The sequence below is a fragment of the Streptomyces sp. NPDC102278 genome (assembly GCF_044766345.1).
GTDB lineage: Bacteria > Actinomycetota > Actinomycetes > Streptomycetales > Streptomycetaceae > Streptomyces.
In genome coordinates, this window is record NZ_JBIWLV010000009.1 from 65,659 (window position 1) to 84,456 (window position 18,798).

General features: G+C 73.7%; 15 protein-coding genes and 1 pseudogene. 6 read left to right on the forward strand and 10 right to left on the reverse strand.

Features of this window, described 5'->3' with window-relative positions:
- Positions 1 to 48: 48 nt before the first annotated feature.
- The gene (gene cobC, locus ACIRO3_RS21925) at positions 49 to 1,470 is read left to right on the forward strand and encodes an Rv2231c family pyridoxal phosphate-dependent protein CobC (RefSeq protein WP_404139204.1); all 1,422 of its coding nucleotides are present in this window, start codon (positions 49 to 51) and stop codon (positions 1,468 to 1,470) included.
- Positions 1,471 to 1,609: 139 nt separating this feature from the next.
- A complete protein-coding gene (locus tag ACIRO3_RS21930) occupies positions 1,610 to 2,836 on the forward strand; it encodes a CapA family protein (RefSeq protein ID WP_404139207.1) in 1,227 nt (408 codons plus the stop codon).
- A gap of 42 nt (positions 2,837 to 2,878) precedes the next feature.
- Here the strand turns inward: ACIRO3_RS21930 and ACIRO3_RS21935 are convergent, their stop codons facing one another.
- Together ACIRO3_RS21935 and ACIRO3_RS21940 are read right to left on the reverse strand one after the other, a co-directional pair.
- Positions 2,879 to 3,817, reverse strand: coding sequence for an SCO1860 family LAETG-anchored protein (locus ACIRO3_RS21935; RefSeq protein WP_361974556.1), 939 nt, complete (start codon positions 3,815 to 3,817; stop codon positions 2,879 to 2,881).
- Between the two features lie 283 nt (positions 3,818 to 4,100).
- Entirely contained in the window at positions 4,101 to 5,204 is a 1,104-nt protein-coding gene (locus tag ACIRO3_RS21940; RefSeq protein WP_404139211.1) for an amidohydrolase family protein, read from the reverse strand.
- 64 nt (positions 5,205 to 5,268) lie between these two features.
- Between ACIRO3_RS21940 and ACIRO3_RS21945 the strand changes: the two genes are divergently transcribed.
- Complete coding sequence (locus tag ACIRO3_RS21945; RefSeq protein ID WP_404139213.1) at positions 5,269 to 6,336, forward strand: pyridoxal-phosphate-dependent aminotransferase family protein; 1,068 nt, start codon at positions 5,269 to 5,271, stop codon at positions 6,334 to 6,336.
- Between the two features lie 95 nt (positions 6,337 to 6,431).
- Here ACIRO3_RS21945 and ACIRO3_RS21950 read toward each other — a convergent pair whose 3' ends face one another.
- The 8 genes and pseudogenes from ACIRO3_RS21950 to ACIRO3_RS21985 all read right to left on the reverse strand — a co-directional run bounded on the left by ACIRO3_RS21950 (position 6,432) and on the right by ACIRO3_RS21985 (position 15,252).
- Entirely contained in the window at positions 6,432 to 7,490 is a 1,059-nt protein-coding gene (locus ACIRO3_RS21950; protein ID WP_404139216.1) for an aminotransferase class V-fold PLP-dependent enzyme, read from the reverse strand.
- A 62-nt stretch (positions 7,491 to 7,552) separates the two neighbouring features.
- A pseudogene (locus tag ACIRO3_RS21955) lies at positions 7,553 to 8,267 on the reverse strand (DsbA family oxidoreductase).
- A 116-nt stretch (positions 8,268 to 8,383) separates the two neighbouring features.
- Positions 8,384 to 8,887, reverse strand: coding sequence for a GNAT family N-acetyltransferase (locus ACIRO3_RS21960; protein ID WP_404139219.1), 504 nt, complete (start codon positions 8,885 to 8,887; stop codon positions 8,384 to 8,386).
- Between the two features lie 63 nt (positions 8,888 to 8,950).
- Positions 8,951 to 10,399, reverse strand: coding sequence for a penicillin-binding protein 2 (locus tag ACIRO3_RS21965; RefSeq protein WP_361775060.1), 1,449 nt, complete (start codon positions 10,397 to 10,399; stop codon positions 8,951 to 8,953).
- Between the two features lie 62 nt (positions 10,400 to 10,461).
- Complete coding sequence (locus ACIRO3_RS21970) at positions 10,462 to 11,211, reverse strand: response regulator (RefSeq protein WP_404139223.1); 750 nt, start codon at positions 11,209 to 11,211, stop codon at positions 10,462 to 10,464.
- A complete protein-coding gene (locus ACIRO3_RS21975; protein WP_404139226.1) occupies positions 11,208 to 12,917 on the reverse strand; it encodes a histidine kinase in 1,710 nt (569 codons plus the stop codon). Before ACIRO3_RS21975 ends, ACIRO3_RS21970 begins: the two co-directional genes overlap by 4 nt.
- A 218-nt stretch (positions 12,918 to 13,135) precedes the next feature.
- A complete protein-coding gene (locus tag ACIRO3_RS21980; protein WP_404139229.1) occupies positions 13,136 to 14,086 on the reverse strand; it encodes a hypothetical protein in 951 nt (316 codons plus the stop codon).
- Between the two features lie 359 nt (positions 14,087 to 14,445).
- Positions 14,446 to 15,252, reverse strand: a complete 807-nt coding sequence (locus tag ACIRO3_RS21985) for an IclR family transcriptional regulator (RefSeq protein WP_361775048.1) — start codon at positions 15,250 to 15,252, stop codon at positions 14,446 to 14,448.
- 146 nt (positions 15,253 to 15,398) lie between these two features.
- Between ACIRO3_RS21985 and ACIRO3_RS21990 the strand changes: the two genes are divergently transcribed.
- The 3 genes from ACIRO3_RS21990 to ACIRO3_RS22000 all read left to right on the forward strand — a co-directional run bounded on the left by ACIRO3_RS21990 (position 15,399) and on the right by ACIRO3_RS22000 (position 18,724).
- Positions 15,399 to 16,943 (forward strand): aldehyde dehydrogenase (NADP(+)), encoded by a 1,545-nt coding sequence (locus tag ACIRO3_RS21990; protein WP_404139232.1) that lies wholly within the window; start codon positions 15,399 to 15,401, stop codon positions 16,941 to 16,943.
- Between the two features lie 101 nt (positions 16,944 to 17,044).
- Positions 17,045 to 17,263 (forward strand): hypothetical protein, encoded by a 219-nt coding sequence (locus tag ACIRO3_RS21995; protein WP_053678540.1) that lies wholly within the window; start codon positions 17,045 to 17,047, stop codon positions 17,261 to 17,263.
- A 168-nt stretch (positions 17,264 to 17,431) separates the two neighbouring features.
- Entirely contained in the window at positions 17,432 to 18,724 is a 1,293-nt protein-coding gene (locus ACIRO3_RS22000; RefSeq protein WP_404139235.1) for a TerD family protein, read from the forward strand.
- Positions 18,725 to 18,798 lie beyond the last annotated feature (74 nt).

Below are 18,798 nucleotides of genomic sequence, written 5' to 3' on the forward strand. Positions count from 1 at the left end.
GCGAGTTGACGAATGTGATGTCGCAAGTGACGACGGAGGGAGGACCCCGTGGGTGAGTACGTGACGCCGCTGGTGGTGGGGGTGGGCGGACGCGCGGGGGTCTCCGTGGCGGAGGTCTGCGCCCTGGTCGAGGAGACGTTGCGCGGCGCCGGGCTGGCCACCGGGTCGGTGACGGCGCTGGCCACCGTGGAGTCGAAGACGGCGGAGGCGGGTCTCGCCGGGGCGGCGGAACGTTTCGGCGTACCGCTCGTCGGCTACTCCGCCGAGCGGCTGGCCGCCATCGTGGTACCGCATCCCTCGGACGCGGTGCGCGACGCGGCCGGGACCTCCTCGGTCGCCGAGGCCGCCGCCCTCGCGGGGGGCGGGGAACTCCTCGTGCCGAAGCGCCGGTCGATGGCCGCCACCTGCGCCGTGGCCACCGCGCAGGCCCACGACCTGCGCCACCACGGGGACGCCGAGGTGTTGGACGCGGATGAGGCACTGGTGGACCTGGCGGTGAACGTACGGACGGACACGCCCCCGCGGTGGCTGCGGCAGCGGATCGCCGACTGTCTCGGGGACCTCGCCGCGTACCCGGACGGCCGGGCGGCCCGCGCGGCCGTCGCGGACCGGCACGGCCTGCCGGTGGAGCGCGTGCTGTTGACGGCGGGCGCGGCGGAGGCCTTCGTGCTGATCGCGCGGGCCCTGGGCGCCGTACGGCCCGTCGTGGTGCATCCGCAGTTCACCGAGCCCGAGGCGGCCCTGCGGGACGCCGGGCACCGGGTGGAGCGGGTGGTGCTGAGCGCGGCGGACGGGTTCCGGCTGGACCCGGCCGAGGTTCCCGAGGACGCGGACCTGGTGATCGTGGGGAACCCGACCAACCCGACGTCGGTCCTGCACCCGGCGGCGGACCTGGCGGCGCTGGCCCGGCCGGGCCGGATCCTGGTGGTCGACGAGGCGTTCATGGACGCGGTCCCGGGCGAACGGGAGGCGCTGGCCGGGCGGATGGACGTACCGGGGCTGGTGGTGCTGCGGAGCCTGACCAAGACCTGGGGGCTGGCGGGGCTGCGGATCGGCTACGTCCTGGCGGAGCCCTCGGTGATCGCGAAGCTCGCGGCGGCGCAACCGCTGTGGCCGGTGTCCACGCCGGCGCTGGTCGCGGCGGAGGCCTGCGTGGCCCCGGCGGCGCTCGCGGAGGCGGAGGCGGCCGCGCGGCGGATCGCGGTGGACCGGGCGCACCTGCTGGCCGGGCTCGCGGAGTTCGACGAGGTCACGGTGGCGGGGGTGGCGCAGGGGCCGTTCGTCCTGATCAAGGTGGCCGGCGCGGCGGAGGTCCGCACCCGGCTGCGCGCCCTGGGCTTCGCCGTGCGGCGGGGTGACACCTTCCCCGGGCTGGACCACTCCTGGCTCCGGCTGGCGGTCCGCGACCGCGCCACGACGGGCCTACTGCTCCAGGCCCTGGATCGCGCGCTCGCCCTGACCACGCGCTGACCTGGGCCGGGGCCGGGCTCGGCCGGGCCGGGGAACGCGCTCGGGCCGGGGCGGCCGGGCCGGGGCCGGCCGTGGCGGCGGGGGCCGGGGTGAGCGAGGATCAGCCCACCAGTCGTGCGTGAACACCGGGGGTTCGAGGATGAGGGCAGTCGCCAGGATGGGCGCCGCCGCGGCCGCGTTGGCAGTCGTGGGCGGTGCGGTCTACGCCGTCCCGCACCTGATGGGCGGGAGCGGGGGCGACGGCGCCAAGCCGGCCACGGGGCAGCGGCTGGGCGCGAAGCCGTCCACCGGGGCGCCGACGCCCGCCTGGAAGCCGTTCACGCTGGTGGCGACCGGCGACATCATCCCGTACCCGTCGATCATCCAGCGGGCCGCCGACGACGCGAAGGGCACCGGCCGGGCCCATGACTTCCGGAAGATGTACGCGGGGGTCAAACCTCTGATATCCGCCGCCGACCTGGCGATATGCCACCACGAGATACCCTACGGGCGCCCCGGCGGCCCCTACACGGGCTACCCCGCCTTCAAGGCGCCCCACGAGTTGGCCGACGGCCTCAAGGACGCCGGGTACGACAGTTGCTCGACCGCTTCCAACCACACGCTCGACGACGGCTACGACGGCCTCGTCCGCACCCTCGACCACCTCGACCGGGTCGGCATCAAGCACGTCGGGTCGGGCCGCGGCGCCGACGAGGCGAAGGCGCCCGCGGTCCTGCGGGCGGGCGGCGCCCAGGTCGCCCAGTTGGACTACACGTACGGGACGAACGGCATTCCGGTCCCGGCCGGCAAGCCCTGGTCCGTCAACCTGATCGACGAGGGCCGGATCATCGCCGACGCCCGCGCCGCCCGGGCGGCGGGCGCGAACGTCGTCGTCCTGAGCGTCCACTGGGGCACCGAATGGCAGACGGCGCCCGACCAGCAGCAACGGGAACTGGCCCAGGCCCTGACCGCGTCGCGCGGCGCCGACGGCCTCCCCGACATCGATCTGATCCTGGGCACGCACAACCACGTTCCGCAGCCCTACGAGAAGATCAACGGGACCTGGGTGGTCTTCGGCATGGGCGACCAGGTGGCCAGCTTCTACGAGGCGGACAAGGCACGCGGCAACATGTCCTCGATCCCCCGCTTCACCTTTTCCCCGGCGGCCGGTCGGCCGGGACGCTGGGAGGTGGTGAAGGCCGAGTACCTGACGCAGTACTCGGACATGACCCCGCCGTTCCGGGTCGTCTGCACCTCCTGCGCCGCCGGTGACGCCGCCCTGTCCGCGGCCGACCGGAGCCGGTACGCCGCCGTCGACCGACAGATCACCGCGGCCGTGGCCTCGCGCGGCGCGCATGCCCAGGGACTGGAGCACGTCGCCCGCTGAGCCCGGCCACGGCCGCCCGCGGTCGCCCGCCGGCGCTCCCGACTACGGGGTGGCCCGCCCGCGCCGGGTCACGACGAGCGCGCCCGCCCCGACGCCGAGCAGCAGCAACGCGCCGCCGGCCACGTAGGGGGTCACCGAGCCCGCCCCGGTCTCGGCGAGGTTGCTCGCGGGGGTGGTGGGCGCGGGGCTGGTGACGTTGGCGCCGGTGACGTTCGTCCCGGTCTGGGGCTTGACGTCGGGCCGGGCGGGGGCGGAGGTGCTCGGCGCCGGACCCGAGGGGGACTCGCAGCGCGCCTCCGCCAACACGATGTCGCCCGCGACCTGGGCGACGTTCAGGTCCAGCGGGTTCACCGACACCTTCAGCCGGAGCGCGGCGGCGGCGGCCGTGGTGGAGGTGGTCTCCGTACCGGACAGTTCCAGGCTCACCAGCCCGACCTTCGGCACCTCCACCTTGGTGGGGCCGCCCGCGGTGAGGGTGACCTTCTTGCCGAGGACGGAGACGCCGCCCAGAACGTTCGCGCTCGCCACCGGCTTCTTGCCGGCCTCGCACACCGCCTTGGAGGTGACCTTCTCGACCTGGACGAGGGAGAGCAGCGGCAGTCCGGGGACGTGGACCTTGGCCTTGGCCAGGTTGACCTCGGCAGCGGCGCGCTTCTTGTCGGCGGTCGCCTTGGAGGTGGCGACCTCGGCCCGCAGCACGCTGACCGGCTTGCCCTTGTCGACCCCGTCGAGGGCGACGGAGAGCACGGTCTTCTCGGCGGACGCCGGGGCGCTGACCTCGTTGAGCGTGGTCTTCAGCGGGACGTGCACGGTCTTGTTGAGCAGGCCCACGTCCAGTGTGGCCCGCAGGACCACGGCTCCGGCCCTGCCCTCGCTCCCGGCGCCGCCGCCCGTGGCGGAGGCGGGCGGCGCGGTGAGCAGCGCCACCGCCCCCGTCGCGAGCAGGGCGGCCGCGGGCATGCGGAAGGTGTTGCTGTTCAAGATGGTGGAACCCCCGGGGAGATGGGTGCCGTCGCGCCGCCAATGGGGGACATTGCGCGCGCCGACGGCTTCGACCCTCGGAATCTTTACGCACTGTGAGTGAACGGGCGGGCACCTGAGGTGAGTTCACTCCAACGGGTGGTTTCCACGCATACTTTCGATTCTTTGCGCCTCAGAAGGGCTCAGGAGGAACGGAAGTCACCTCCCACCGCGCCCGAACGGCCCGATCAGGCGTCCCTAACGACCGCCGGACCCGCGACGTCACGCCCGGTCAACCGGGCGCTCAGGCCCGGACCTTGCCGTCGACCACGACCCGCAGCGGCCGCGCCAACGCCCGCACGTCGGCGCGCGGGTCGGACGCGTAGACCACGAGGTCCGCCGGCGCCCCTTCGACCAGACCGGGCCTGCCGAGCCACTCCCGGGCCGCCCAGGCCGTCGCCGACAGGGCCTCCAGCGGCGGGATTCCGGCCTTCACCAGCTCCGCCACCTCGGCGGCGACCAGTCCGTGCGGCAGGGAACCCCCCGCGTCGGTGCCCACGTACACCGGGACTCCCGCGTCGTGGGCGGCCCGGACCGTGTCATAGCGGCGCTCGTGGAGCCGGCGCATGTGCGCGGACCAGCGCGGGAACTTCGCGTCGCCGCCCGCCGCCAACTTCGGGAACGTCGCGATGTTCACGAGGGTCGGCACGATCGCCACCCCGCGTTCCGCGAACAGCGGGATGGTGTCCTCGGTCAACCCGGTGGCGTGCTCGACGCAGTCGATGCCCGCCTCGACCAGATCGCGCAACGAGTCCTCCGCGAAACAGTGCGCGGTGACCCGGGCGCCCAGGCGGTGGGCCTCCGCGATCGCCGCCTCCACCTCGGCGCGCGGCCAACAGGCCGTCAGGTCACCGGCGTCGCGGTCGATCCAGTCCCCGACGAGCTTCACCCATCCGTCGCCGCGCAGCGCCTCGCGGCCGACGTACTCGACGAGGTCGGCCGGCTCGATCTCGTGGGCGTAGTTGCGGATGTAGCGACGTGTGCGGGCGATGTGCCGGCCCGCCCGGATGATCTTCGGGAGGTCCTCGCGGTCGTCGATCCAGCGGGTGTCGGAGGGGGATCCGGCGTCACGGATCAGCAGGGTCCCGGCATCCCGGTCGGCGAGTGCCTGCGTCTCGGCCGTGGCGGCGTCCACGGGCCCGTGCGCGTCGAGTCCCACGTGGCAGTGCGCGTCGACCAGACCGGGCAACGCCCAGCCGGAGACCTCGGTGACGTCGCGGGCGCCGCGCGGGCGCTCGTACGAGATCCGGCCACCGACGACCCAGAGCTCGTCGCGTACCTCGTCGGGTCCCACGAGGACCCGTCCCCTCACGTGCAGCACAACGCCCGGACCGCTCACATCGCTCATGTCGGCACCCTACGCGGGTGCTCGGTAGGCTCGACCGGTAGCCCCGGACGAGGAGAACACCGCCGTGAACCACCCCCTGCTGGACCTTCCGCCGCTCACCGCGGCGCGCTTCGCGTCGATCGAGCGGGGGGTCGCGGAACTCCTCGGCACCCGACAGGACGTGGTGATCACCCAGGGCGAGGCACTGCTGCCGTTGGAGGGCTGCATCCGCTCGGGGGCCAGGCCGGGTTCGACGGCGCTGAACATCGTGACCGGCCCGTACGGGACCACCTTCGGCAACTGGCTGCGCGACTGCGGGGCGACGGTGGTGGACCTGGCCGTGCCGTACGACACCGCGGTGACCGCCGCGCAGGTGGCCGAGGCCTTGGAGGAGCACCCGGAGATCGACTTCGTCTCGCTGGTGCACGCCGAGGCGGCCACCGGAAACACCAACCCGATCGCGGAGATCGGCGAGGTCGTACGCGCCCACGGCGCGCTGTTCATGCTGGACGCGGTGGCGTCCGTGGGCGCGGAGGCCCTGCTCCCGGACGCGTGGGGCGTGGACCTGTGCGTGATCGGCGCGCAGAAGGCGATGGGCGGCCCGGCCGGCGTCTCGATGGTGTCGGTGTCGGAGCGGGCCTGGGCCCGGTTCGCGCAGAACCCGGCGGCGCCCCGCCGCTCCTACCTGTCGCTGCTGGACTGGAAGGAGCGCTGGATCGACGGCGGTCGCACGGCGCTGCCGCACGCGCCGGCGCAGTTGGAGATGCTCGCGTTGGAGGCCTGCCTGGAGCGGATCTCGACCGAGGGCCTGACCGCGGTCGAGGCCCGGCACGCGGCGGCGGCGCGGGCCACCCGGGCCGGCGCGGCGGCGCTGGGCGTGGCCCCGTACGTCGCGGTGGCGGCGCAGGCCGCGCCGGTGGCGACCACCCTGCGGGTTCCCGGGGCCTCGGCTGTGGTGGCCAAGGCGCTGTCGGTTGACCCGTCCGTCCCGCTCGCGGCGGGTGGCGGGGCGCCGGCCGAGGAGATGCTGCGCGTCAACCACTACGGTGCGGCGGCCGACCTGCCCGTGGTGCGGGCCTCCTTGACGGCCCTGGCCGCGGCGCTGTCCGCCGACCCGACCGAGGCGGTGGCGGCGGCGACCGCGGCCTGGTGACGGGACGGGCCCGGGACACCCGGGCCCGAGGCCCCGGTCCGCCGGGAGGCCGCGTGGGCGGGGCCGGGACCGCGCCGGGTGGGTGGGTGGGTGGGTCAGCCTGCGAGTACGTCCAGCAGCCTGTCCACGTCCGCCTCGGTGTTGTAGAGGTGGAAGGAGGCCCGCAGGGAACCGGCGCGGGCCGCCACGACGATGCCCGCCGACTGGAGCGCGGGCTGCCGGCCGGCCAGTCCGGAGACGGACACGATGGGCGACCCGCCCGGGACGGGCTCGTGGCCGATGCGGGCGAGGCCTGCCCGGTAGCGGGCGGCCAGCGCGGTGTCGTGGGCGTGCACGGCCGCGACGCCGATCCGCTCCAGCAGCGCCAGTGAGGGTTCGGCGGCGTGGTAGGCGAGGAAGGCCGGGGACTCGTCGAACCGTCGTGCCCCGTGGGCCGGTCGGGGCATCGGCCCGTAGGTGGCCTCGTCCGGGGACTCGGCGGCGCCCCGACCCGCGTGCAGGGGTGTGAGGTCGTCCTGGGCCTCCCGCGAGACGGTCAGGTACGAGACCCCGCGCGCGCCGAGCAGCCACTTGAAACCGGCGGTGACCGTGTACGCGTACGGGGACGCGTCGAAGGGCAGCCAGCCCACGGCCTGGGTGGCGTCCACCAGGATCCGCGCTCCGTGCGCGGCCGCGGCGGCGCGCACCGCCGCGAGGTCGGCGGTACGGCCGTCGGCGGACTGCACGGCGCTCAACGCGACCAGCGTGGTGTCCGGGCCGACGGCCTCGGCCATCGCCTCCAGCGGGGCGAAGCGGACCTTGAGGTCCCCGCGCACCACGAACGGGTTGATCACCGAGGCGAAGTCACCCTCGGGGCACAGCACTTCGGCGCCGGCCGGGAGGGAGGCCGAGACGAGGCCGACGTGGGTGGCCACGGTCGAGCCGACGGCCACCCGGTCGGACGGCACCCCCACCAGCCGTGCGAAGGAGTCCCGTGCGCGGTTCACCCGGTCGAAGTCGCCGGATCCGGCGGGGAGTCCGGCCCCGGCCGCCTCGGCCAGGGCCCGTACCTCCGCGACCGCGCGACGCGGGAGGACGCAACAGGTGGCGGTGTTCAGGTAGGTGGTGGTGTGCGCGAACTCGGCCCGGACGGAATCGGGAAGCGGAAGATCCATGCCTTCCACTGTGAGCCGCAAACGCCCCGCAGTCCATGGCCGGGGCGATCACGTGGATCTGATCAGGCCTTCGGGACGGCGCAGGACCCGTCGGGTGCGCAGACCTCCGCGTCGGAGGCCGCGGCCACCGGTTCGAGGGCCTCGCGTCCGGCCCAGGCCTGCTCCAGCGCCTGGGTGAACACCTCGGCCGGCTGGCCGCCGGAGATCCCGTAGCGGCGGTCGAAGACGAAGAACGGGACGGCGTTGGCCCCCAGTTCCGCGGCCTCGCGCTCGTCGGCCCGTACCGCCTCGGCGTAGGACGATTCGTCGGCGAGGACCGTACGGGCCTGCGCCTCGTCCAGTCCCGCCTCGACGGCCAGCGCGAAGCACCTCGGGGTCGAAGACGCTGCGCTCCTCGGCGAAGTTGGCGCGGTAGGCGAGGTCGAGCAGCTCTTCCTGGCGGCCGCGGGCGGCGGCCAGGTGCAGCAGGCGGTGGATGTCGAAGGTGTTGCCGTGGTCGCGGCCCTCGACCCGGTAGGCGAGGCCCTCCGTGCGGGCGCTCGCCGCCACGTGCTCCTCCATGCCGCGCGCCTCGTCGAGGGTGCGGCCGTACTTCCGGGCCAGCATGTCCACGACGGGGGCCACGACGCCCTTGGCGCCGTTGGGGTCGAGCTCGAAGGACCGGAAGACGACCTCCACCTCGTCGCGGTGCGCGAACGCGGCCAGCCCCTTGGTGAAGCGGGCCTTGCCGATGTAGCACCAGGGGCAGGCGATGTCGCTCCAGATCTCGACGCGCATGTTCCTTCTTCTCTCCGTGTTCGGCGACACGGCCGGTCTCCGTGATTCGGGACGCGGCCGGCGACCGCACCCTTCGCGGCACGGCGGTTTCGGGTTCAACCAACCCGGGGGTCGTCTCATTCCCCGGACACCGGCCCCGCCCCGCCCGTGACCCGCAACCAGAGCGTGAGGTGGGACCCGGAGCGGTCGGCGGCGGGATCCGGGAGCCAGCCGCGCGAGGCGTAGAAGGCCTGGGCGCGCAGATTGTGCTCGAAGACCTCCAGGCGCACCCGATCGACGCCGGCCCGACGCCAGACGTCCAGGCAGGCGGCGTGCAGGGCCGCCCCGGTGCCCCGCCGCCAGTGGTCGGGGTCGACGTGCAACTGGGTGAGCGTGGCCTGCCCGTCGGCGGTGCGGAACGCGGCGACCCCCCTCAGTACCCCGTCCTGCTCCGCGCAGAACACCCCGCCCTCGGCGCCGGCCCGGGCGACCGCCCGGGACCAGCCCTCGCGGGTCCGCGCGAACCCGGCGTCCCCGCCGTGCGCCGCCTCGGGAACCCGACCCCGGTAGTAGGTGGAGCGGGCCCGGGTGTGGAGGGCGGCGATGGCGTCGAGATCGGCGGGGAGCGCGGTCCGGATCATGGGAAGGGGAACGCGCCGGGAACCGTGTCGGTTCCCGGCGCGTCGGCTACGCGTTCGAGGCGGCTACTTCTTCAGCCACGCCGCCATCATCTTCTGCGCGATCGGCGCGGCGAGCCGGCCGCCGCCGATCTCGGAACGGTCCGTGTCCGAGTTCTCGATGACGACCGCCACGGCGATCTGCCGGTCGCCCGACTTCCCGTACGAGGTGAACCACGCCAGCGGCGACTGGCTGTTGTTCACGCCGCGCTGCGCGGTACCGGTCTTGCCGCCCACCTCGGCGCCCGCGACCTGGGCGGGCTTGCCACCGCCCTCGGTGGCGACCGTCCGCATGGCGTCCTGGAGCATGGAGGCCGTCTTGGCGCTCATGACCTCTTCGGTCTTCGGATCCTTCAGGCTCTCCAGCACGTTGCCGTTGGCGTCCGTGACCTCGGAGACCATGTGCGGGCCGACGAGCTTGCCGCCGTTCTCGATCGCGGCGGTCACCATCGCCATCTGGAGCGGGGTGGCCTGCACGTCGAACTGGCCGATACCCGTCTGCGCGACCTGGTCGACCGACATCTTCTCCGACGGGTACTTGCTCGGCGGGTTCGTCCGCACCGGGGTGTCGATCTGCGCGTTGAAGCCGAGCTTCTCGGCCATTTTCAGCATCTTGTCCTGGCCCAGCTTGTGCGCGAACTCCGCGAACACGTTGTTGCAGGACAGCCGCAGGGCGGTGCGCGACGAGACGTTGTTGCACATCTCGTCGGGGACCTCGCTCTTGAGCTTGGTCGTGGTGCCGGGAATCGTGTAGTTGCCCGGAACGGAGGTGTTCTGGTCGATGCTCGTGACCAGCCCGTTCTCGATGGCCGCCGCGAGCGTGACCAGCTTGAAGGTGGAACCGGGGGCCTGCGGCTTGCGCAGCGCACCGTTCTCCATGGCCTTGCCGTTGTCGGCGGACAGCTCCGCCCACGCCTTCGTGTCGTTGGCTCCGGCGATGCGGCCGGGGTCGAACGACGGATTGTTCACCACGGCGAGGATCTCGCCGGTCGCCGGGTCGATGGCCACGGCGGAGCCCTGCTTGCCCTGGAGCGCGTCGTAGGCGGCCTTCTGGACGCCCTTGTCGATGGTGGTCAGGACGTTGCCCGGGGAGGCCCGCTTGTTCGTGAGCATGTCCATCATCGTCTTGAGACGGTTGTCGGAGCCGTTGAGGATGTTCTTGTAGACACCCTCCAACATCGACGTGCCGAACGCCTGGGAGCTGAACCCGGTGACCGGCGCGTAGAGCGGACCGTCGGTGTACGTGCGCTTGTACCCGAAGTCCTTGCCGCCCGTCTTCACGGAACCGGTGATCGCCTCCCCGCCCACGATGATGTTGCCCAACGGGTTCTCGTACTGCCCGATGAGGTTCCGTCGGTTGTTCTTGTCGTCTGCGAGCGCCTGGCCCTGGTATGCCTGCACCCAGGTGACGCGGACCAGCAGGGCCAACACCAGAAGCAGACAGAAGACCGACGCACGCCTGATCGTTTTGTTCATCCTCAAGAAGGACGTGTCAACGGCCCCAGGCGTTCCGCTCCGACCCGATTGTGGCGGGGTTCTCAGCTTTTCCTCATGAGGAAGCCTCCCTCGTAGGCCGCGATGACCGCCTGCGTACGGTCCCGGGACCCGGTCTTCGCGAGGACGGCCGCCACGTGCGTCTTGACCGTCTGCGGTCCGACGCCGAGGTGCTCGCTCATCTCCTGGTTGGAGAGCCCGGTGGCGATCAGGCGCAGTACGTCGGCCTCCCGCTCGGTAAGCCGGGCCACCCACGGGGCCACCCGCGAAGCCACCCGCGAGGCCGCGTCGAACCGGCCGCCGGACGAATGCGGGGCGGGTGCGTGCGGGGCGGGTGAGTGCGGGGATGGTCCGTACGGGGCGGGTGCGTACGCGGCGGCCAGCGATCGGACGGCCGCCGGGAAGAGCAGCGAATCACCGCGACCGACGAGCCGGACCGCGCCGATCAGCTCGTCGGGGTCGGCCCGCTTCAGCAGGAACCCGGCCGCGCCGGCGCGCAGCGCCTCGTACACGTAGGAGTCGTTCTCGAAGGTGGTGACGACCACGATCCGGGGCGGCGCGGCCATGGTGTCGAGGATCTGCTCCGTGGCCCGGATACCGTCGATCTCGGGCATCCGGACGTCCATCAGCACCACGTCGGGCGCCAGCGAACGAACCAGCGGGACGACCTCGGCGCCGGAACCGGCCTCGCCGACGACCTCCAGATCCGGTTCGGCCTCCAGGATGACCCGCAGGGCCGTACGCACCATCCGCTCGTCGTCGGCGATCACGATGCGCAGCGCGGCCCGGGTCATCGGCCGCCCCCGCCCAGCGGCAGGACGGCCCGCAGCCGCCACAGCCCGTCGTGCGGTCCGGCCTCGACGGCGCCGCCAAGCAGGGCGGCCCGCTCGGCGATCCCGCGCAGCCCCCGCCCCCCGGTGGCGCGGTGGCCGGACGCCCCGGCCGCCCCGGTCCTCCCGGGGGAGGCCGGTGGATTGGTCATGGTGATCTCCAGTTCACGATGCCGAGCCCGATGCCGATGCCGATGCCCGTGCGGTTGGCCCTGCGGTTGCCCGTACGGACGCCAATCCGAACCCGGGCCCCGATCCCGCTCACGATCCAGATCCCGCTCACGATCCCGCTTCCGATCCCGCTCACGGTTCCCGACCCGGCCGGGATCGCGGTCGCCGTCGCCGTCGCGGTCGCGGCTCCCGACCCGGCCGGGGTTGCGCTCGGGGCCGGGGTCGGGGTCGAGGTGGGGGTCGCGGTCGCGGCTGCCGACCTGGCCGGGGTTGCGCTCGGGGCCGGGGTCCCGGTCGGGGTGGATGTCGCGGTCGGGGGCGGGGTCGGGGTCGCGGTCGCGGTCGCGGTCGGGGGCGGGGTCGCGGTCATGGCTGCCGTGGCCGTCGCCCGTACCAATGTCCGTGCCGGTACCGGCACCCCCGCCACCGCCACCGCCGTCACCCCCATCACCGTCGCCGTCGCGCAGCACGATGCGCAGTTCCACAGGGCCGGACCCGTGGCGCAGGGCGTTGCTCAGGCCCTCCTGGACGATCCGGTAGGCCTCGCGGGAGGTGATCGCCGGAAGCCGGGCCCAGTCGCCGGCCCGCCCGGGGTCCAGGTGGGCGGTGATCGGGATACCGGCGGCCCGGGAGCGCCCCAGCAGCCCGTCGAGGTCGCCGGCGAGGGTGGGGGCCGGTTCCGTGCCTGCCCCGGACAGGCCGCCCGGGCCGCCCTCCCCCTCGCGCAGCAGACCGAGCACCGCGTCCAGCTCACCGACCGTGCGGCGGGTGGTCTCCTCGATCGCGGTCAGCGCTTCGCGCACGAACTCGGGGTCCCGGTCCAGCACCCGCCGGGCCGCACCGGCCTGGAGGGTGACGGCGCTCAGCGCGTGTCCGACCGCGTCGTGCAGCTCCCGGGCGAGCCGGTTGCGCACCGCCAGGTCGGCGGCCCTCTCCTCGGAGGCCGCCAGCCGGTCCGCCGGGGTGGGGCCGAGCAGGACCGGCGCCAACCGGGCCAACAACGCCCCGGCACCGGCGACGCACCACCCGAGCGCGACGAGCAGGGCCACCCCGAGCAGTGGGGTCGTGTAGGGCCGAGCCTCGCCGTCGAGCCAGAACAGCCCGAGCTCGGAGTGCCGCACCGAGCCCGTGAACGGTGCCACGAGGAGCAGCACCGCCAACGGCGGCAACGCGAGACACATCCCGCTGACCAGCGCGCCCACCCCCAGATGCGCGGTCCACCAGACCGAGCCGCGCCCCCGCGCCGACCAGGACCGGGCCGGGCCCTCCGCCAGCTTCTCCCCCGGCACCCCGCACAAGGCGCGCACCGCCGCGACCGACATCGGCCGGACCAACCCGAACAGCCCGGTCGCGGCGGCGAGGGGCAGGGCCGTCCCGTAGGCGGCCAAGGCCAGCGGGAGGGAGGTGAGGGTGTTGCGCCCGCCCGCGACCACCCCGACCACCACCTGGGCCAGCAGGAAGTACGGCATCAGCAGGGCCCCGCCGAGTATCTGGTGCACCCATCGCAACCGCGCCCGCGCCCCGAACAACCGCCCCACCAACCCTGGCCGCCCGTTCGAGCCCACCCGCCCCGCTCGGCCTGCCCGCCCCACCAAACCTGCCCGCCCCACCAACCCTGGCCGACCCACCAAGCCCACCAAACCCGCCCGGCCCGCCAGACCGCCCCGGCCTGACCGGCCCGACCTGCCCGACCGCACGCGTGTCATCCCCGGTCGCCTCAGGCCGCGCGGCGGGCGGCGAGGAACCGCGTGAGAACCATGCCGGCGAGCAGTCCGGTGATCATTTGGGCAGCGTAGAGCAGAAGGGTCGCGGCGGTGGGTCGTTCGGCCGGCCCCGATCCTGCGCCCAGCAGGGCGAGGGCGAGCCACATCCCCCAACTCAACGTCGCGGACGAACCGATCCAGGCCACGGCCAACGGCCCCCGCGCCCGTCTCCGCCCGCCCCGGGCCAGCCACACCGAACCCGCCCCCGCGGCCAGGGCACATATCGCGTGGGCGACGGACACCACTCCCGAATCCGAGGAGTAGCGCGCGATCTGCGTCGGGTTCTGTCCGGCCGTGCCGCCGAAGCCCCAGTACACGTAAGCGGCTGCCACCGCCAGAGCCGTGACCGCCGCGGCTCCCGCCACCACCCCCGTGGATGGCGGGAGCCGCTCGCCCAGGCGCCCCTGCCACCGCCGGCCCCAGCGCTGCCGCGCGTAGGGCACGAACAGCCCGGCCAGGGCCACGGCCTGGACCATGAACCCCAGGTAGACGACGTCGAACACCCAGGGGTCGAGGAAGGGCTCCCTCTGCGCGCGCTCGGCCGCGTCCGGGCCCGATCCCAGCGCCACCATGAGCAGTTGGCCGGGATAGCCGAGGACGATCGGTGTGAGCAGTCCGGTGGCGACGAAGACCGGGACGGTCAACAGCCGGGCCGGCAGCCGTATGCCCCAGGGCCGGGTGAGGATCAGGGCGAGCAGCACCACGCCCGAGTCCATGACCAGGGAGAGGGCGTTCAGCACGGGTAAGAACAACCCCGACCCCAGCAGGTCACTGCCTTCGGGTATGCCCAGGTGACTCCCGGCCAGCCAGGCAGACTTGAGCGTCAGATACGGCACGGTGGCGGCGATCGCCACCGCGCGCAGGATCCGCCGCCCGGCCCCCAGTGCGGCCCCGGATGCGGGCACCGGAGCGGGTCCGGATACGGGGACAGGCGCGGGTCCGGATACGGGCACAGGCGCGGGTCCGGATACGGGCACAGCTGTGGTTGACGACGGTTGTGGGTCGGAGGTCGGTGGCTGCGGGTGAACGGTTGCTCCGGTCATGACTCAACGGTCCCGTGCCCCGCCCCGCCGCGCCTCCCCCTCATTGGGGAACCTCCTCCCCCACGCGGGGGAGGACGCATCGATTCCGCCGCCCGACTCCGGCCCGCCGGCCACCCGACCCGCGCCCCCCGGCACCCCGACCCGCGCCCCGCGCCCTCGCACCCCCGCCGCCCCACCCCCCTCGCACCCCCACCCCCGCGCCCCACCTCACAGCCGGCGCCTCACATCCGCCGCGTCACCACCGACAGCCGGTCCCGCGCCTCGAACAACGCCGCCTTGATCAGCCGTTCGTGCCCGTCCGTCAGCCGGGCCACCGGCACCGAGCAGCTCACCGCGTCCCGCGCCGGCGTCCGGTACGGCACCGCCACGCCGAAGCAGCGCAGCCCCAGCGTGCTCTCTTCCCGGTCCACCGCGTAGCCCTGTTCCCGTACCAACGCCAGCTCGTCCACGAGCCGGTCGCGGTCGGTGATGGTGTGCTCGGTGACCGCCTCCAGCCGGCGCGGCAGCAGCCGGCGCACCTCGTCGTCGGTGTGCGTGGCCAGCAGCGCCTTGCCGAGCGCCGTGGAGTGGGCCGGCAGTCGCCGTCCGACCCGGGTGAACGGCCGCAGGTGGTGCCGGGACTGTCGGGTGGCGAGGTAGACCACGCTCGTCCCGTCCATCCGGGCCAGGTGGATGGTCTCCGTCGTGTCGTCGGAGAGCCGGTCCAGGGTGGGCCGGGCGGCGGCCACCACCTCGTCGCCGTCGATGTACGAGCTGCCGACGAGCAGGGCCCGTACGCCTATGCCGTAGCGCGTGCCGGTCGCGTCCGTCTCCACCCAGCCGAGGTTCACCAGGGTGCGCAGCAGCATGTAGAGGCTGGACTTCGGCAGGGAGAGGTCGTGCTGGATGTCGGCGAGGCTGTGCAGCCCCGGCCGCGCCGCGAAGTGTTCCAGCAACAGCACCGTGCGCACCGCCGACTTGACGGCCGCGTGCGTGCCCGAACCCCCCGGCTCCGCACCCCCCGACCCGGCGGACTCAGCTGTGGTCATTCGCCTTCGTGCCCCTTTGTCTCTTGTCAACCCGGAAGACGCGGAAATAGAGTCCACGATGGATGTGATCATTCATCCATCGGAACGGCGTTCAGAATACTGAACGCCGCCGCGCGGGTCAGCGTAGATCCAGGAGGCAGTGCGCCATGGCAGCAACACCAGTCTGGAGTGTGGACCCCCGCACCGGGAAGCAGCGCGAACAGGTTGCGGTGGAGGCCACACCCGGGGAGGTGGACGAGGCCGTCCGCGCGGCCCACGCCGCCCGCGCCGCCCTGACGGACCGCGCCGCTCGGATCGCGTTCCTGCGCGCCGCCGCCGATCTGCTCGACGAGTCCGCCGGCCACGTCATCGAGGCGGCCGACGCCGAGACGGCGCTGGGCCCGGGCCGCCTCACCGGCGAACTCGCCCGCACCACCGGCCAGCTGCGCGCTTTCGCCGACGCCGTGGAGGAGGGCGCGTACCTCGACGTGCGCATCGACCACGCCGACCCGACGCTGAGCCCGCCGCGCCCCGACCTGCGTCGCTACAAGGTGCCGCTGGGCGTGGTCGCCGTCTACGCCGCCTCCAACTTCCCGCTCGCCTTCTCCGTCCCCGGCGGGGACACCGCGAGCGCGCTGGCCGCCGGTTGTCCGGTCGTGGTCAAGGCCCACCCCGACCATCCGGCCACCTCCGAGCTGTGCGCCTCCCTGCTGCGCCGGGCGGCGGTCGCGGCCGGGCTGCCGGCCGACGTCGTCGCGGTGGTCCACGGTTTCGACGCCGGGCTGGAACTGGTGCGCCACCCGTTGGTCGCCGCCGCCGGATTCACCGGTTCCATCCGGGGCGGCCGGGCCCTGTTCGACGCGGCCGCCGCGCGGCCCGTGCCCATCCCCTTCCACGGCGAACTCGGCTCCCTCAACCCCGTCGTGGTCACCCCGGCGGCGGCCGCCGAGCGCGCCGAGGAGATCGGCGCCGGACTCGCGGCCTCCGTCACCCTCGGGGTCGGCCAGTTCTGCGTGAAGCCGGGCCTGGTACTGGTCCCCTCGGGCGGTGACGGCGACCGGCTGGCCACTGCCCTCACCAAGGCGCTCGGCGAGACCGAACCCGGCGTGCTGCTGGACCACCGGATGCGGGAGAACTTCATCGCCGGGGTCGGCGAGCGGGCGGCCCTGCCCGGCGTCACCGCGCCCGTGACCCCCGGTTCCGGCGGGGAACACACCGTCGGCGCGGGCTACCTGACGGTCGACGCCGCGAGCCTCCTGGCGGGCGGCGCCCACGAGGTGCTGTTGGAGGAGTGCTTCGGTCCGGTGACCGTCGTGGTCCGGTACGCCGATCAATCCGAGGCGGCCGGGGTGCTGGGCCTGCTCGGCGGGAATCTGAGCGCCACCCTCCAGCTGTCCACTGCCGAGACCGGGGGCGCGTCCGACCCGGCCGGCGCGCTGATCGAGCTGGTCACCGGGCTGGCGGGGCGGATCGTCGTCAACGGGTGGCCGACCGGCGTCGCGGTGGCGCCGGCCCAGCACCACGGCGGCCCGTACCCGGCGGCGACCTCGCACTCCACGTCCGTCGGCGGCACCGCCATCGAACGCTGGCTGCGGCCGGTGGCCTACCAGTCGGTGCCCGACGCCCTGCTGCCGGCGGAACTGCGCGGGGCCAACCCGCTGGGGCTGCCCCGCCGGGTCACCGGGGAGCGGGCCCGCACACCGGAGCACTGAGCCGCCCCCGCGCCTGCGCGGCCACCACCCCCGCCACGCAACCTCGACCGTCGGCGCATAATCCGTTGCCCGCCCGGCCCCGGCCCGGCAGGCTGCGCGTCATGCCCAAGCCACACGGATTCACGTACGAGAGACAGGGCGACTCCGTCGTCATCACACACCGGGGGCGCGCCGCCGGGACCCTGCGGGGCGGGCGCGCCGAGAAGTTCCTGGCGGAGGTGGAGTCGGGTGACGCGCAGCTGGTGATGGCGCGCTGGACGGGCGCCTACAAGTTCGGCAACGAGCGCACCGCCAGGAACCACCCCCGCAACCAACGCTGATCCGCGCCGGCCGCCTTCTCACCGGCCGCCGGCGCCCCGGCACCTTGGCCGACCGCCCCCGGCCCCGGCCCGTCGAGCAAGCACCACCGGCACCACCGGCCCCGGAAATATCCCGCGAAGGTAAGGGAACGGCAAAGCACCCCCGGTCGTTCTCCGGGCATGACCGCTATGACCCCTGGTTCCAATCTGCCGCTCAACACCGTCCGGGTGACGGTGGACGTGGCTGCTCCGGTGCGGCTCGACGTATCGGGACTCCTCCTCGCCGCTGACGGCAAGGTGCGTTCGGACGCCGACTTCATCTTCTACAACCAGCCGACCGGGCCCGGTGTGAGTCACCGGTCCGGGGGCGGGTCGACGCCCGACTCGATCACGGTGGACACCGGCGCCGTCCCGCCGGGCATCGAGCGGATCGTGGTCACCGCCAGCCCCGACGCCGCCGGGCAGACCTTCCAGGGCATCGAGCCCACGGCCACCGTGCGGGACGCGGTGGGCGGCGCGGTGATCGCCACCTTCACCCCGCCGCAGCTGGGTTCCGAGACCGCGCTCGTCGTCGTGGAGGTCTACCTGCGCGGCGGAGTGTGGAAGGTGCGCGCCGTCGGCCAGGGCTACGCCAACGGCCTCGCCGGCATCGCCACCGACTTCGGGGTCTCCGTGGACGAGGAGCCGACCCCTGCCGCCGCCGCACCGCAGGCGCCCCCCGCCCCGCCGGCGCCGCCCGCCGCACCGCCGACCCAGTACCCGCCCTCCCCCTGGCTGGGGGGTTCGACGCCCACCCCGGCCGCCCAGACCCCCGCCCAGGCCCCCGCCCAGACGCCTCAGGCCTGGGGCGCCGGAGCGCCCACGCCTCCCCCCGCCGCCCCGCCCGCGGCCGCCCCCGGGGCCGGGAAGATCAACCTCGACAAGGGCCGGGTCAACCTCCAGAAGAACCAGACCGTCTCCCTGGTCAAGGGCGGCCGCCCGCTGCTCTCCCAGGTCAAGATGGGTCTCGGTTGGGAGCCCGCCTTCCGCGGTCGCGACATCGACCTCGACGCGTCGGTCATCGCGTACGGCCCCCAGCGCAACCACATCGACAGCTGCTACTTCGGCAAACTGTCCATCCTGAACGGCGCCGTCAAGCACTCCGGGGACAACCTCACCGGCGAGGGCTCCGGGGACGACGAGGTGATCGTCGTGGACCTCGGCCGGTTGCCCGCCGAGGCGACGGGGCTGGTCTTCACGGTCAACTCCTTCTCCGGCCAGAAGTTCAGCGAGGTCGCGAAGGCCTACTGCCGCCTGATCGACGCGGCGAGCGGAGAGGAGCTCGTGCGCTTCGACCTCACGGGCGCCGAACCCCAAACCGGGGTGATGATGGCCAAGTTGATCAAGCAGTTCAGTGGTGAGTGGGAGATGACGGCCATCGGGGACTTTGTGAAGTCCCGCACAGTGCGCGGCATGGTCAAGCCCGCCTCGCAGGCACTCTGAGCAGGTGGGCGGGCACATGGCGCTACCAAAGCCCGGTTCGGGTGAGCGATTCCACCCCCGAATCGGCGGTGGCC